The 14,844-nt window shown below is 70.1% G+C and carries 15 protein-coding genes; 10 read left to right on the forward strand and 5 right to left on the reverse strand.

The genetic code is table 11. The features are described 5' to 3' along the window. Together VFA06_RS17260 and VFA06_RS17265 are read right to left on the reverse strand one after the other, a co-directional pair. Positions 1 to 819: class I SAM-dependent methyltransferase (locus VFA06_RS17260; RefSeq protein ID WP_324841621.1), on the reverse strand; the 819-nt coding region annotated here is incomplete at its 3' end. A gap of 134 nt (positions 820 to 953) precedes the next feature. Then, positions 954 to 1,931, reverse strand: coding sequence for an aldo/keto reductase (locus tag VFA06_RS17265; RefSeq protein ID WP_324841622.1), 978 nt, complete (start codon positions 1,929 to 1,931; stop codon positions 954 to 956). A 78-nt stretch (positions 1,932 to 2,009) separates the two neighbouring features. Between VFA06_RS17265 and VFA06_RS17270 the strand changes: the two genes are divergently transcribed. Both VFA06_RS17270 and VFA06_RS17275 read left to right on the forward strand, forming a co-directional pair. Next, the gene (locus VFA06_RS17270) at positions 2,010 to 3,014 is read left to right on the forward strand and encodes a LysR family transcriptional regulator (RefSeq protein WP_324841623.1); all 1,005 of its coding nucleotides are present in this window, start codon (positions 2,010 to 2,012) and stop codon (positions 3,012 to 3,014) included. 147 nt (positions 3,015 to 3,161) lie between these two features. After that, positions 3,162 to 4,583 (forward strand): MFS transporter, encoded by a 1,422-nt coding sequence (locus tag VFA06_RS17275; protein WP_324841624.1) that lies wholly within the window; start codon positions 3,162 to 3,164, stop codon positions 4,581 to 4,583. A 58-nt stretch (positions 4,584 to 4,641) separates the two neighbouring features. Here the strand turns inward: VFA06_RS17275 and VFA06_RS17280 are convergent, their stop codons facing one another. Both VFA06_RS17280 and VFA06_RS17285 read right to left on the reverse strand, forming a co-directional pair. After that, positions 4,642 to 5,538, reverse strand: a complete 897-nt coding sequence (locus tag VFA06_RS17280) for a LysR family transcriptional regulator (protein ID WP_324841625.1) — start codon at positions 5,536 to 5,538, stop codon at positions 4,642 to 4,644. 138 nt (positions 5,539 to 5,676) lie between these two features. Continuing rightward, entirely contained in the window at positions 5,677 to 6,396 is a 720-nt protein-coding gene (locus tag VFA06_RS17285; RefSeq protein ID WP_324841626.1) for a type 1 glutamine amidotransferase domain-containing protein, read from the reverse strand. A 366-nt stretch (positions 6,397 to 6,762) separates the two neighbouring features. Here VFA06_RS17285 and VFA06_RS17290 point away from each other — a divergent pair, with 366 nt between their 5' ends. From VFA06_RS17290 to bla, 8 genes are all read left to right on the forward strand, one after another. Beyond that, positions 6,763 to 7,527 (forward strand): cupin domain-containing protein, encoded by a 765-nt coding sequence (locus VFA06_RS17290; RefSeq protein WP_324841627.1) that lies wholly within the window; start codon positions 6,763 to 6,765, stop codon positions 7,525 to 7,527. A 76-nt stretch (positions 7,528 to 7,603) separates the two neighbouring features. Further along, positions 7,604 to 8,179 (forward strand): type 1 glutamine amidotransferase domain-containing protein, encoded by a 576-nt coding sequence (locus VFA06_RS17295; protein ID WP_324841628.1) that lies wholly within the window; start codon positions 7,604 to 7,606, stop codon positions 8,177 to 8,179. A 130-nt stretch (positions 8,180 to 8,309) separates the two neighbouring features. Continuing rightward, complete coding sequence (locus tag VFA06_RS17300) at positions 8,310 to 9,032, forward strand: HAD family hydrolase (RefSeq protein ID WP_324841629.1); 723 nt, start codon at positions 8,310 to 8,312, stop codon at positions 9,030 to 9,032. Between the two features lie 131 nt (positions 9,033 to 9,163). Then, positions 9,164 to 9,853, forward strand: a complete 690-nt coding sequence (locus VFA06_RS17305) for a type 1 glutamine amidotransferase domain-containing protein (protein WP_324841630.1) — start codon at positions 9,164 to 9,166, stop codon at positions 9,851 to 9,853. Next, entirely contained in the window at positions 9,850 to 10,632 is a 783-nt protein-coding gene (locus VFA06_RS17310; RefSeq protein ID WP_324841631.1) for an antibiotic biosynthesis monooxygenase, read from the forward strand. The genes VFA06_RS17305 and VFA06_RS17310 overlap by 4 nt, the downstream gene beginning before the upstream one ends. A gap of 146 nt (positions 10,633 to 10,778) precedes the next feature. Then, positions 10,779 to 11,516: a DJ-1/PfpI family protein gene (locus VFA06_RS17315; protein ID WP_324841632.1), complete on the forward strand. Its 738-nt coding sequence runs from the start codon at positions 10,779 to 10,781 to the stop codon at positions 11,514 to 11,516. Positions 11,517 to 11,567: 51 nt separating this feature from the next. Further along, the gene (locus VFA06_RS17320; protein WP_324841633.1) at positions 11,568 to 12,773 is read left to right on the forward strand and encodes a ferritin-like protein; all 1,206 of its coding nucleotides are present in this window, start codon (positions 11,568 to 11,570) and stop codon (positions 12,771 to 12,773) included. A gap of 180 nt (positions 12,774 to 12,953) precedes the next feature. Then, entirely contained in the window at positions 12,954 to 13,868 is a 915-nt protein-coding gene (gene bla / locus VFA06_RS17325; RefSeq protein WP_324841634.1) for a class A beta-lactamase, read from the forward strand. Between the two features lie 41 nt (positions 13,869 to 13,909). On the opposite strand, the gene VFA06_RS17330 is transcribed toward bla, so the two are convergent. Then, the gene (locus VFA06_RS17330; protein WP_324841635.1) at positions 13,910 to 14,680 is read right to left on the reverse strand and encodes a glucose 1-dehydrogenase; all 771 of its coding nucleotides are present in this window, start codon (positions 14,678 to 14,680) and stop codon (positions 13,910 to 13,912) included. Positions 14,681 to 14,844: the final 164 nt, after the last annotated feature.

Here is a 14,844-nt window from a genome sequence, read left to right on the forward strand (position 1 = left end):
CGTCGCGTAGGGGCTCAGCGCCTCACGCAATGCGTCCATCACGCGGCCTCTTGCCTCCGGGCCGGCCTCGGCCAGCGCTGCCTGATTCGACGGCGTGGTCATCTGGTACGCGACGGCGTCCTCGACGTCGGCACCGACCCACATGCGCTCGTCCACCGCGTTGATCTCGACCGAGTCAAAGCCGGCAGCGGTCAGGAGGCCGCGCACTTCGTCGGGGTTGGCGAGCGAGAACGGGCCCGGCTCGCCCGGCGTGTCACGCTGCGGCACATCGAGGTGAGCGGAGATCGCGTGCAGCGGAACGGTGAAGAAGTCGTTGATCTCCGCGGACTGCCAGCACAGGAAGTGCAGACTACCGCCGGGGCGCACGGCCCGTTGGAGGTTGCTGAACGCGGCCTGCGGATCGGCGAAGAACATCACGCCGAACCGGCTGAGCATCACGTCGAAGCTGTCCGGAGCGAAGGGGTGAACCTGGGCGTCGGCCTGCTGAAACGCGACGTTCGCGACCTCCTCGGCAACGGCCCGCCGCCGCGCCTCGGCCAGCATCGGCGCGGACAGGTCCACGCCGAGCGCATTCCCATCGGCGGCCTGGCGCGCGGCTTGCAGCGTCGTGCCGCCGCAACCGCAGCCGACGTCGAGCACCCCGGCGTCGGCTGTGATTTGCGCCGCCGCGAAGAGGTGCGGTGAGAAGCGGCTCAGCTGTGCCTCGCGGCGGTCCCGGTACTGCACCCAGTGCTGCCCGGCGTCCCCGTTCCATGCCTCCGCCTGAGCGGCGTTCGCCTCTGCGGGCGCGGCGGCTTCAGTGGTGTCGTTGTGTGGCATGTGTGGCATGTGTGGCATGCGCTGCCTGCCTTTCGGCGCGAGGCTGGTTCCCCGTTGAACCGCCGGTCAGCCGGTCAGCTCGTCAGCCGGTCAGGTCGGGTGCCACCCTCGACGATATTCCACTCTCGCCTTGCTCACGCGCGAGCCGTGACCGGGACGGCGAATGAAGTCCGGTCGCCGGACCACGCCTCGCGCGGCGCGGCAGCCTCGATACGTTGCAGATCCGCCTCGGTGAGCACGAACTGCGCCGCCGCGGCGTTCTCCGCTACGCGCTCGGGGTTGCGCGAACCGGGCAGCGGGACGACGTCCGGGCCCTGAGCCAGCAGCCAGGCGAGGGCGAGCTGGCCAGGGGTGGCGCCCCACTCGGCGGCGATCGCGCGCAGCGCCTCGATCTGCGCGAGGTTGCGCTCGAGGTCGGCGCCGTGGAAGCGCGGGTCGGCGCGGCGGAAGTCGCTGCTGTCGATCTGGTCGCGGCTGAGCGTGGCGGTGAGCAGCCCGCGCCCGAGGGGGCTGTACGGGACCAGTCCGATGCCGAGCCGGCGCGCCGTGGGCACGACGTCCTCCTCCGGCTGCCGCCACAGCAGCGACCATTCGAACTGCACGGCAGCGATCGGGTGCACCGCCGCCGCCTCCTCGAGCTGCTGCGCGGTCACCTCGGACAGGCCGAGGTGCCGGACCTTGCCCTCCTTGACCAGTTCGGCCATCGCGCCGACCGACTCGGCCACCGGGACCTGCGGGTCGGCCCGATGCAGGTAGTAGAGGTCGATGACGTCCGTGCCGAGCCGGGACAGCGAGGCGTCGCAGTACTCGCGCACGTGCTCGGGGCGGCCGTCGAGGCGCACTCCGTTCTCGCCTCGCACGATGCCGAACTTCGTGGCGAGCTCGACCCGGTCGCGGTGCACGGCGAGCGCTCGGGCCAGCAGCCGCTCGTTGTGGCCCTGGCCGTAACTCATCGCGGTGTCCAGCAGCGTCACGCCCGCGTCGAGCGCGCGGTCGATCGCGCGCAGCGACTCCGCGTCATCTGCCGGGCCGTAGCCCTGGGAGAAGCCCATGCAGCCAAGGCCGATCGCGGAGGTCGTCAAGCCGTCAGTGCCCAGTCGTCGTCGTTCCATGATTTCAGGATGACGGGCAGCGATCGATAAGTCCAAGGCGCGTTTGCGATGCGATTTATAGCGAAGTACTCTGAATGAGTGGAGCTGCGTCAGCTGGTTTACTTCGAAGCCGTGGCGCGACACGGGAGTTTCTCCCGGGCGGGCGAGCACCTGCACGTCGCGCAGCCCGCGGTGTCCGCGCAGATCCGGCGGCTTGAGGCGGAGCTGGGCACGCCCCTGCTGCGGCGCACCACCCGGCGGGTCGCGCTGACCGAGGCGGGCGAGCTGTTCCTGGTCCGGGTCAGGTCAGTGCTCGAACAGCTGGAGCTGGCGCGCACCGAGGTCGGCGAGCTGACCGCGGTGCTGCGCGGGCGGGTGCGGGTCGGCGCGACGCCGATCCTCGGCACCCTGGACCTGCCGACCACGCTGGCCGGATTCCATCGGCGCCATCCCGGAGTCGCCCTGGCCCTGCGTACCGGGCTGATCGCCGAGTTGCGCGCCGCCCTCGACCGCGGCGAGCTCGACCTCGTGCTCGGGCCGGTGCACGACGAATCCTGGGAGCCTGGCGAACCCGGCGAGAACCACGTGGTGCGCAAGCTCGCGGACGAGAGGCTGGTGCTCGCGGCGCCGCCGGGCCGGCCGATCGGACCGAGCCCGGATCCCGCGATCCGGCTGGAGTCGAAGAACGCTGATCCTGCGGGCGGCCTGCGTCTCGCGGATCTCCGCGACGAGCCGTTCGTCTGCCTTCCCCAGGGCACCGGTCTGCGCACGCTGCTCACCGCGGCCGCGGCGCAGGCTGGCTTCGTGCCGCGCATCGACTTCGAGGCCGACACCCCGGCGGGCGTACGCGAGCTGGTCGCGGCCGGCCTGGGCGTCGCGCTACTGGCGGAGTCCGCGGCGGTCGCGGCGGGCCCGCCGATCGACATCCACCGCCTGACCGACGCGCCGGCGCATCCGTCGATCGGCTGCATCCTGCCGCGCCGCGGCCCGGTGAGTCCCGCGACCCGCGCTTTCCTCGACCAGCTGATCTCGGCCACCCGTGGAAACGCCATCCCAGGAAATGCCACCCGAAGAAGCGCCTCCCGCGCGAATGCCGGGCCCTGAAATATCCGTCGCCCGGAATTCCCCTTCGCGAAATCGCCGGATAAGAAATAACGATTGGGCGGGCGCCGCGGTGTCATCGGGATTGTTTCCGGGGTCATAAGCAGACTGCTATGCCATTTTCCGGCGCCTCCTGCCAGCCTCGGTGCCATGACTGCACGAATCGATCACAGCCCCGTGGCGGGCGGGGGAGCCGCTGCGGCCTCCAGCGTCAACCGCCGCTTCGCCGGGATCATCCTGGGCAACTTCCTGGTCCTGCTCGACGCCTCGATCCTCAACGTCGCGCTGCCTGACCTGCGCCGCAGCCTGCACGCCCCACTGGCCAGCCTGCCATGGGTGGTCGACGCGTACACCGTCGTGTTCGCCGGGTTGCTACTCGCCGCCGGTTGGGCCGCCGACCGATGGGGCGCCCGCGGCGTGTACCGCGTCTCGCTTCTCGCTTTCTGCCTGCTGTCCGCGCTGTGTGCGGTGGCCCCCAACGCCGCGTCGCTGATCGTCGGGCGCTCGCTGCTGGGCGTCGCGGCGGCCGGCGTGGTGCCCGCGTCCCTGGCGCTGCTGGCCGGCCTGTTCCCGGAACCGGCGCGCCGCTCTCGCGCGGTCGGGACCTGGGCCGCGGTCTCCAGCATCGGCCTGATCTGCGGCCCGGTCCTGGGCGGCGCGCTGGTCTCGGCCGGCGGCTGGCGGCTGGTGTTCCTGGTCAACCCGCCGATCGCGCTGATCGCCTTCGTCGCCTCACGCGGCCTCGCCGCCGCACGGCCGGCGCAGCCGCGCACGGTGGACTGGACCGGTCTCGCGCTGTCCGTCGTCGGGCTCACGGCTCTGACATACGGGCTCGTCGAAGCGGGCACCTCCGGCTGGGGCCACGCGGCGCCGATCGCCGCGGCAGCCGTGGCCCTCGCCGCGTTCGCCGCGCTCGCGTGGTGGGAACGCAAGGCCTCCGCACCGGTGTTGCCGCCCGCGCTGCTCAGCCTGCCGCGGGTGCGCGCCGACCTGCTGGCCGGGGCAGTGGCCAGCCTCGCGTTCTACGGCGTCCTTTTCACGCTCACGCAATGGCTGGTCAACCAGCGCGGGCTGGCACCGCTGCTCACCGGGGTCGAGTTCCTGCCCGCGACGCTGCCGATGGCCGTCATGCCGATCGTGGTGGGCCGGATCGTCGGACGGGTCGGCGCGCGTCGCATCATCCTGATCGGCCTCGCCGCGGACACCGTGTGCGGCGCCGTGCTCGCACTCGCCGGAGTGCACGCGCCGTACGCGCTGATCCTGCTCGCCGAGATCGCGCTGGCGATCGGCAGCACCCTGACGATCCCGGCGGCAACCGCTGACGTCTCGACCACCACTCCACAGCAATACGCCGCGACCGCTCAAGGCGTGCTCAGTGCTCTGCGACAGGCTGGTTCCGCGCTGGGCGTGGCGCTGCTCGGCACGATGCCCTCGCTGCGCGCCGCCGGCGTCACGCTCGCGGTGGTGTGCGCCGTCACGGTCGGCGTGATCGCGTCCACCGGGCGGGCGAGCGCACGTGCCGGCGCCGAGGCCGAGGCCGCGCGCCCGGTGCCGCAGCCGGAACGGGTGTGACGGCGCGACAGCGTCGCAACACCCTGGATGAGCAACAGGATCAGAATCAGAGTCAGGATCAGGTCCAGACCTGGGCCTTCATCCGCAGATGGGCGTGCACCATCGCGATCTGCTCGCGGCCCAGCGCGCCGATCCGGTTGGCCAGGTAGAACGTGTTGATCGGCGGGATCTCGGGCTCCAGCAGCGGAACCACCTCGCCGCGGGCGAGCTCCTCCGCGCACAGATAGGTTGGCAGCACCGAGATCCCCGCCGACGACCGCACCGCCGCCAGCACCCCGCGCAGGTCCGGCACCACCACCGCGGGGCAGATCGAGGCCCGCACGTCGAACACCGAGCGCCAGTAGCGCCGGATGATCGGCAGGAACTCCGCGTAGGCGATCAGCGGGAAGCGGCCCAGCGCCTCCGGTCCGAGCAGCTCGATCTCCTCAGCCGGAATCTGCTCCGCCACCTGCGCGGAGCCCATCAGCGCGAACACCTCGTCGACCAGCGGGGTGGCCTCGATGCCGCGCAGGCGCGGGCGCACCGTGGAGAGTACGAGGTCGTACAGACCCGCCTCCAGCTCGGACAGCAGGTCGTCGGCCAATCCCAGGCCGATGCGGAACTGCACTCCGTCGGCTATCAGGTCGCTGATGGCCGGAAGCACGCGCGCGGTGATCAGCTCGGCCGGGCCGCCGAGATAGACCGGACGCTGCGAGCGGTCAAGGCCGAACTGACGGCGCACCGCGTCGTCGAGCGCGTCGACCGGGCCCTGAACCGAGCGGATCAGCTGCTCCGCGGCCGCGGTCGGCTTGACGCCTTGGGTGTGCCGCTCGAACAGCGGGCGTCCGAGCTCCTGCTCCAATCCGCGGATCTGCTGGGTGACCGCGGGCTGGGAAAGGTCCAGCCGGCGGGCGGCCCGAGTGAACGAGCCCGTGCGATAGACGACGACGAACGTGCGTAACCAGCCCAGTTGCATCGGTGACTGCTCCCCGTGTGGACATCTGGACCCTGACAGCTGATCAGGCCCCCGTACACCGGGTTCGCTCTCGTCGTCGAGCTCTCACTCCGGAACGGCGTCAGGAGACTCCATTTAGTCACATCCGGGCCTTGTTTGTCACGGCGCGGGCCGGCGAAGCCAGTTCGGCGGCAGCGGATCGCCGGTCGCCAGCTGCGTAGCGAGCTGCGCGACTCCGGCGGCGGAGGCCGGATTCTGGCCGGTGACCAGCCGGTCGTCGGTGATCACGTGTGGGCGGAAGGGTTCTCCGGCCTCGAACTTGGCCCCGCGCCGCACCAGTGCGTCTTCCAGGAGGAAGGGCACCGCGGCGCTCAGCCCGATCGCCTCCTCCTCGCGGTTGGAGAACCCGGTCATCCGCCGCCCGGACACGAACGCATCGCCGTCAGCGCTGTTCGCGTTAACAAGCGCCGCGACCCCATGGCAGACCGCTGCGACGACGCCGCCGGCCTCGAATATCGCGACCAGCAGCGCGGACAGCCGGGCGTCCGAGGGAAAGTCCCACATCGCGCCGGGCCCGCCCGCCGCGAACACCAGCGGGAAGTCCGCCGGATCGTAGTGCCGCGCGCTGCGCGCGGCCGCGAGCTTGCGCCGCACCTCGGGATCCTCGAGGAACATCCGCTGCGGCGGGTCGGAGCGGTCGATCCCCCCGGGGGCCGGCTCCTCGTCGCGGGTCGTGACGAACTCGAAGTCCCACCCGGCGGTCACCATCGCGCGCCAGGGATAGGCCGCCTCGGGCAGCCAGAACCCCGCCCGCTGCCCGCTGGGCAGCCGCTCCACGCTGGTCACCGCGATCAGGCCGCGGGGTCGGTCAGTGCCCATGGTGCAGACGACTTTCATCGGGTTCGCGCCGCGGCGGCGGGGCTCGAGGCGCCCGGCCGCGGCGCTGCGGAGGGTAGTGCCCGCGCCGCTGCGACACCGGACGGCCGTCGGGCCGCCCGCGCGCCGGTCACCGCGCTACGGAGGTCGATGCGCGCACTGACGCTCGACGAACCGGGCCCGGTGATGATAACGCAAACGGGCACTTAGATTCCTTATACCCGGTATACGCTTTTCTATTTGCTGGCTCTAGCGACACACAGGTAGTTTTCTAGCCGTCGGCTCCACGGGGGAGAACGATGGCCTACCCGACGGGCTGACTACCATTTCTGCGCTCAATCTCGAAAAGCCTAGGAAATGGAGTTAGAAATGACTGACGTTCTTGTCGCACATAAACCGGAACTGCTCGCACGGGTCGATCCCGGCCCGCGCGACATCGCCGCGTTGACCGACGCGGTTCGCGCGGGCAAGCGCATCGGCAACGAGAACCTACACGAGGACGACCACCTCAACGAACTGATCCCGAAGCCGTGGGGTTTCGAGTACCGGGTCTTCGCGGACGACTTCCTCGACGTCTGGCACCTGTCCATCGGACCGGGGCACGGTACGTCGACCCACGTGCACCCGCGCAAGGTCACGTACCTGCTCTGCCTCGCCGGCGAAGGCGTGATGAACACCCTCTCGGGCGACCTGCCAGTCTCGCAAGGCACCGCGGTGCGCATAGGAGCCGGTGCATTTCACGGGACCCGCTCGACCGGCACCGAGCCACTGCACCTCGTCGAGGTCGAGGCTCCGCGCAACAAGTTCGACCTGATCAGGCTGCGCGACGGCTACAACCGCGAGCGCGAGGGCTACGAGAGCAAGCACGCGAAGCTGAACGACACCGCGCCGTCGCGGCCGGTGCCGTACCTGCCCAGCGCCCGCCTGCGCACCGGCTGCCCGGACGGCCGCTTCCGCTTCGAGATCCGCGCCGGGATGGACATCTTCTACCGACGCCGTGAGCAGGACCTCTTCCACATCCCGCTCGGCGTGTCCGGCGTAGTCGCCGGCGAGCTGCAGATCCTCGCCGCCCGCCGGGAGGACCCGCGCCGGCCGGCCGTGGACCAGTACTACCTCAGCCTGGCAGAGGGCTGAGACCCGCGGGCCGGCCCGGCCGCCCGCCGATCACGCAGATCACGCAGATCACACACACGGAGAGGAACGAACGAATATGACCCGCAGCGCCGTCATCATCACCGGTCCCGGCTTTCAGGACCACGATGTCGTATACACCTACTACCGCCTTCTGGAAGAGGGCTGGAACGTCGACGTGGCCACGAAGGACGGCTCCGGCGTCACCGGCAAGTACGGCGTCCCGCTGCCGATGGACAAGACCGCCACGCCGCTGGTCTCCTTCGACTGGCTGGACGTCGCCCAGTACGACGCGGTGATCCTCACCGGCGGCCACGAGGCTCCGGACCGGGTGCGCCAGGACCGCCGAGTGCTCGACTTCGTGGCGGGCATGGACCGCGCCGGCAAGGTCGTCGCGGGGCTGTGCCACGGCCCGTGGATCATGATCAGCGCCGGGGTGCTGAAGGGCCGTCAAGCCTGCGCCTACATCGGGCTGCGCGATGACGTGATCAACGCCGGGGCCACGGTGCACGAGAAGGACGTGGTGGTGGACGAGAACATCATCACCTGCTCGTACTACGGCTACGTGGGCCGCTTCATGCAGGCGGTGTTCGCCACCGTCGAGGCGCGCGCCGCTGCGCACGCGGCCGAGATAGCCGAACCCGTCGCCGCCTGACCCGAGGCACCAGTCACGGCGTGGCGTGGTGCGGGCGGACGAATCCGCTCCCCCTCCGGTTCACCGCGGCCGTCCCCCGCACCCGCCGCCGGGCTCCCGTTGAAAGGCAACCGCTGAAAGGGCAACCGCCATGCTCATCCTGGATTTCGACGGGGTGATCTGCGACGCGCTGACCGAATGCGCCCTGGTCACCTGGCTCGGTGTGCATCCGCCCGCGCCGAGCGCGCCGGTCAGCGCGTACGCCCCGGCGATGCCGCGCGGGTTCCTGGAGCGGTTCCGCACGATCCGCGACTACGCCCGCACGCTGGACCACTTCGTCACGGCCCATCGGCCGATGGCGGCGTACCTGACCAGCCAAGCCGGATTCGACCGGCTCTACCGCAGCATCGCCGACGTGTTCGTGGCCGAATTCACCGCCCAGGCGTCCGCGGCGCGCGCCCGCTGCCGCGACGAGGAACCCGAGTACTGGACGGGACTGCACACGCTGTATCCCGGCGTCGACGGCTTGCTGCGCAGGCACGCCGGAAAAGTGTGCATCGTAACGGCCAAGGACGCGGATTCGGTGTGGCGGATCCTGCGCCACCACAAGGTCGACGACACAGTGGCGGAGGTTATCGGCGAGTCCTCACGCAAGGCCGATGCGGTACGAACCCTGGCCGCGCGGTACGGCGTGCGCCCCGCCGAATGCACCTTCATCGACGACAACCTGACCAACGCCGTCCAGGTCGCCGGCACCGGCGCCCGCGCACTGTGGGCGACCTGGGGTTACCACACCCCGGAGCACGAGGCGGAGGCGAAGCGCGCGGGTCTGCCGCGGCTGCGCCTGCCGGACCTAGCCGACCTGGCCGCCTGACCGTGAGTACCCGGCGCGGCGCTGCCTGGGCCGGGAGCACGACCGCTCGATCTCAGCACACGCTTCAACCACGCCGGCCGTCGGCACCCGCCGCGGCCGTATTACCCAGCCGCACACACTCAGGAGCCATCATGGCCAACACAGTTCTGTTCGCGCTGACCAGTCACGGCGAGCTCGGCGACACCGGACGCAGCACGGGCTTCTACGTCCCGGAGGTCGCGCACCCCGCCGCCGTCTTCCGCCGCGAGGGCTTCGAGATCGCGTACGTCTCGGTGCAGGGCGGCCGGCCGCCGCAGGACGGCGTCAAGCCCGACGACACCGTCGTCGCGCAGTACCTCGCCGACCCGGCCAACCAGGCCGCGCTCGCCGCCACCCCGCGGCCCGAGCAGCTGCGCGCGGAGGACTACGACGTCATCTTCTTCGCCGGGGGCCACGGCACCATGTGGGACTTCCCCGACAACGCCGAACTGACCGGCCTGGCCGCAGCGATCTACGAGCGCGGCGGCGTGGTCGCTGCGGTCTGCCACGGCCCGGCCGCCCTGGTCAATCTCCGTCTCAGCGACGGCTCGTACCTGGTCGAGGGCCGCGAGGTCTCCTCGTTCACGGACGAGGAGGAGGCCGCGGTCGGCCTGGCCGAGACGGTGCCGTTCCTGCTGGAGACGGCGCTGGTGGAGCGCGGCGCCAAGCACACGAAGGCGCCGAACTTCGCCCCGCACGCGGTCGCCGACGGGCGCTTGGTCACCGGCCAGAACCCGGCCTCGGCCGCCCGGGTCGCCGAGCTGGCGGTGCGTCAGCTCGCCGCCGCACGGGAGTCGCGATGATCACCGCGACCGCGGCTCAGCTGGTCAAGCCCGGCAAGGAGGAGGAGCTGGACGCGCTGATGGCGCAGCTGGCCGCCGACATCGCCGAGCATGAGCCGGGCTGCCTGCGGTTCGACTATGTGCGCACCGAGTCCTCGGGACGCCGCCGCCTGGTGATCGAGCAGTACCGCGACGAGGCGGCGTTGGACGCCCACAAGCAGACCCCTTATCTGCGGGAGTTCATTCCCAAGCTGCTCGACTGCCTCGAAGAGCCGCCGAAAGTGACCACCTACCGTGAGCTGCTGCCCGCTCCCCCGGCGGACCCGTCGTTCTTCCACACCGGGATCGTGGTCCCGGACCTGGAGAAGGCGGTGGCCCGGTACTCGGACGTGTTCGGCATCGAATTCACTGAACCGGCCGTGTTCCAGATCCCGCGCCTCGAGGACCCGGACCCGCATCCGGCCGAGTTGGTCGCGGTGTTCTCGCGCACCGCGCCGCCGTACTACGAGCTGATCCAGGCCGCGGGCTCCGGCATCACCTCCGCGGAGCACGCCGGCAAGATCCTCTACTACGGGGTCTGGGAGCCGGACATGCGCGGGCGGCTGGAGCGGCTGCAGGAGCAGGGCATCGGCATCGACGCCGCGTTCCGCTCCGGCCCCGGCGCGGTGCCGTTCGCCCTCATCACCGCGGTGGACCCGGTGCTGGGCACCCGGATCGAGTACGTCGACACCGCCGACCGCGGACCCATCGACGAGTGGGTGCGCACCGGCCGCTACCCCGGCGGCGTCGGCGGGAACTGAGCCGCCCGAATCAGCCGCGGCGCGGCGGTCGCCGTCGCACCGCCCGCCGCGCCGCGGCACCCCGCCGCATATCAATCGCCTCAATCCCTGAGATCAGCTTACGAAGTCAGTCTCCCGATCAGCCCTAACCCGAGGAAGGCACCGACATGACGAACATCGAGTCGATCGCAGTGCTCGCCTACGAGAAGTGCAGTGAGCAGGACACGATCACCCCGCTGGAGATCTTCAAAGGCGCGTCCATGGTGGTCTCGGGCGCGATCGCCCCGTGGCAGCGCGAGGTCGCCCCGTCGAAGCTGGACGTCAAGCTGGTGAGCTTGAACCCCGGCGTCGTCACCATGCAGATGGGCACCCAGGTGATCCCGGACGCCGCGCTCGACGACGACCGGCTCTACGACATCTTCTACGTCCCCGGCGGCGTCGGCTCCGGCGCCCTGGCTACCGACGACCGGGTGCTCAAGCTCATCCGCAGGCACCACGAGGAGGGCAAGGTCGTCGCCGCGAACTGCTCCGGCGTGGGTGTGCTCGCGCGGGCTGGCATCCTCGGCGGCGCCCCGGTCACCTGCGTCGCCGCGGTCGCCCGCGGGCTGCGCGCCGAGGGGATCAACGTGCCGGTCGGCCGGCGGATGTGGATCGGCAACCCCGAGGAGCGCATCTGGACGGCCACGGGCTCGTACGGCGTCAACGGCTCCGCGGTAGCGCTGGTCGCCCACTACCTGGGCCGGGAGGTCGGCACGATCGTGTCGATGATGTTCGACACCCTCAGCGGCATCGGCGACGCGATCTTCGACGAGCAGGGCCCTGAGTTCTACCAGCACGCCGACCTGGAGGAGAGCTTCCAGGACTACTTCCAGGCGATGCTGCTGCCCGAGCCCGCCGCGGCCTAGCGGGCCGGGCCGGCGGGAGCAGAACCGTCACCGTCAGAAGGGAGGGACACGATGCCGACCCTGCAAGCCCCGGTGCGCGACGCGGGAACGTCGCGGGCCCGCACCGGATCCAAGGCCGTCACGCCGCGCTACCTGCGGGACGTCAATTGGATCCGCGGCGCGCTGCAGACCGCGATCGCGCTTGAGCACTCGACGATGCCCTTGTACTGCGCCGCGATGTACTCGCTCGAGGTGCAGAACTACCCGTCCTACAACACGATCCGCAGCGTCCTGATGGAGGAGATGCTGCACATGGCGGCGGCGTGCAATATGCTCGCCGCGCTCGGCGGCTCGCCAAGGATCAAGGACCTGGACCCCGGATTCCCGTCGGCAGGCCTGCCGGGGAAGGTGGCGCCGGACCTGACCGCCGTGCTCGCCCCGCTCTCGCCGCGCCAGCTGGAGACCTTCATGCGGATCGAGGCGCCGGAGTCGATGCTGCCGCCGGAACTGCGCGACCCGGCGTACGCCACGATCGGCGGCTTCTACCAGGTCATCCGGCAGGCGGTGCTGGACAACGCGGACGCGATCCGCAAGGCCGTCGCGCGCGGCGGCCCGGCCAACCAGGTCGGCGGGAACCTCGGCTACCGCACCTTCACGCCAAAGGGCGCGGACCAGGCGGTCGAGGACTTCCTCGCCAGCCTGGACATGATCAGCGGCCAGGGCGAGGGCGCGGCGGCCGGAACCCTGGAAGCCGGCGCGGACTCCCAGAACGAGATCTCGCACTACGCCCGCTTCGCCGAGCTGCGTTACGGCGCCCGCTACCTGCCACCGGTCGCCTCGCAGCCGATCACCCCGGAGACGGAGCGCTCGTACTTCCAGGGCGAGCCGATCGCCTGGCCGGTGGTCATCAACACGCTGGCCGTGCCCAGGGACGGATACGCCGCGATCCTGGAACTCGATCCGAACGCGGCGGAGGTCAGCCAGGCGCTCAAGGGCTTCGACTCGGCCTACACGGCGATGATGACAGCCCTCGACGACGCGTGGAACGGCGTGCCGGAGCAGTCCTGGCCCAGCCTCGGCGAGGCCGTCATCCAGATGAACGAGATGCGGGTCACCTCATGCTTCAACATCATGAGGCACCAAGTCCCGGAGGAGGTGGTACGCCGTCTCGAGCAGCTCTATCCGGACGAGTACGAGCTGATGGCTGCCTATACGAACCTTGACGCCCCGGTCTACTACGGCCCGCGGTTCGTCAACTTCGCCGCTTCCACCAGCTGAGCGGACCCGCCGTTCGCCGCGTGCGCAGTGCACCCGCACTCCACGCGGCGAGCGGTTTCCGCGTGCAGGGCTACGACGAGCACGGGCGGTGACAGCGACCGTCGATCCACCGGATGAAACAGGACAATCAGTCCCTGGTGTCTTTGATCGCAACACCGCTGATGCCGCAGGCTGATGGACATGAGAACCGCACCACGCGCCGCTGCGGTGCTCCTGCTGGCGACCAGCATGCTGAGCGGCTGCGCCACGGCCAAGACCGGCGCACCAGCCAACTCCGCGCCGTCGCAGGCGGCGACAACGACGACGACGCCATCTGCAACCGATCGCGCGTTCGCGCAACTTGAGCAACAGTTCGGCGCCCGCCTGGGCGTCTACATCCTGGACACCCGAACCGGCCGCACCGTCACCTACCGCGCCGACGAGCGATTCGCCTACGCGTCGACGTACAAGGTCCTGATCGTCGGAGTCCTGCTGCGCAAAGACTCCGACAGCCAGCTCGCCCAGGTGGTGACATACACCAAGGCGGACCTCCAGTCCTACGCCCCGATCACCGCGAAACACGTGGCAACCGGCATGACCATCAATGAGCTGATCGCAGCCGCGCTGCAGTACAGCGACAACACGGCCGCGAACCTGCTGCTCAACCAAATCGGCGGCCCCGCCGGCCTGCAGGCCGCACTACGTGACCTCGGCGACACCACAACACACGCCGACCGGAACGAACCCACTGTCAACACGGCGACTCCCGGCGACCTGCGCGACACGAGCACACCGCGCGCGCTCGGCACCGACCTGCGCGCATTCGTGCTCGGCGACCTGCTCTCCCCCGCACGACGCGAGCAGCTGACCAGCCTGCTGCTAGGCAACAGGACCGGCGGCCCCTACATCCGAGCCGGCGTGCCAGCAGGGTGGAAAGTCGGCGATAAGACCGGCAACGGCTCCTACGGCACACGCAACGACATCGCCGTCGTGTGGCCCCCGACCGGCGCACCGCTCGTCATCGCCATCGAATCCGACCGTCACATCCGAAACGCCACCTCGGCCGACGCCCTGATCGCGGACGCGACCAAGGCCGGCCTGGCAGCACTCGACTGAAAAGCGGCTCGCATGAAAGCGTCACGCCGTGTGACGCCAGTTCAGCGGGTCAGTGCCCCACCATCAACAGGCAAGAGTACTCCGTGGATATACGATGCCTGATCGCTGGCAAGGAAGACCACGACGTCGGCGATCTCTGCCGCGGTGCCGGGGCGTCGGGCGGGATAGCTGCTCGCGGTCACCTGCTCCCACATCGGCATCTGCGCCGCGTTCAACTCGGTGGCGATCGGTCCCGGCGCAATGGCGTTGACGCGGATGCCCTTCGGGCCCAGTTCCGCGGCCCACGACTTGGTCAGGGAATGCAGTGCGGCCTTGCTCGCCCCGTACAGGGCGGTGCCCTCCTTGCCGTGCACGCCGCTGACCGATCCGATGTTGATCACCGCACCGGCGCCGCGTTCGACCATGCCGGGCGTCAGCGCGGCGGTGAGCAGGAACGGTGCCTTAACGTTGAGCGCCAGCGTCGTGTCGATCTGCTCCTCGGTGCTCTCCAGCAAGGACTGCGGGGGCAGGATGTGGGCGGCGTTGTTGACCAGAATGTCGATGCGCCCATCCGCGGCGGCCAGCGCGTCATCGGCCAGCCGCCGCACGGCCTCGCCGCTGGCCAGGTCGGCTTTGACGAACTCGGCCTTACCGTGCTGCTCGCGGATGCGGTCGACGACCTGCGCACCGCGCTCACTGTCGCGGCCGCTGATCACGACGAACGCGCCTTCGCGCGCCAACGCCTGGGCGATCGCCCTTCCTATCCCGCCGGTGCCGCCTGTGACGAGGGCGTGGCGTCCCTGCAAACGTGCCATTTCCATCTCCGGATTCACGAGCACTGCCTCGCTGGTAAGTAATCGGTCATCCTCGACGACGTCTCCGATGATCGCCTACCCGCGTGCGGAGATCCAACCCGCTGCGGATTGCGTTGGCCGACCGACCGCCCGCCCGCACCAGGTCAGGACCGGAACGTTCTGAAGAACTCTGCGATGTCGTG

This window comes from Actinocrinis sp. (assembly GCF_035653575.1).
GTDB lineage: Bacteria > Actinomycetota > Actinomycetes > Streptomycetales > Catenulisporaceae > Actinocrinis.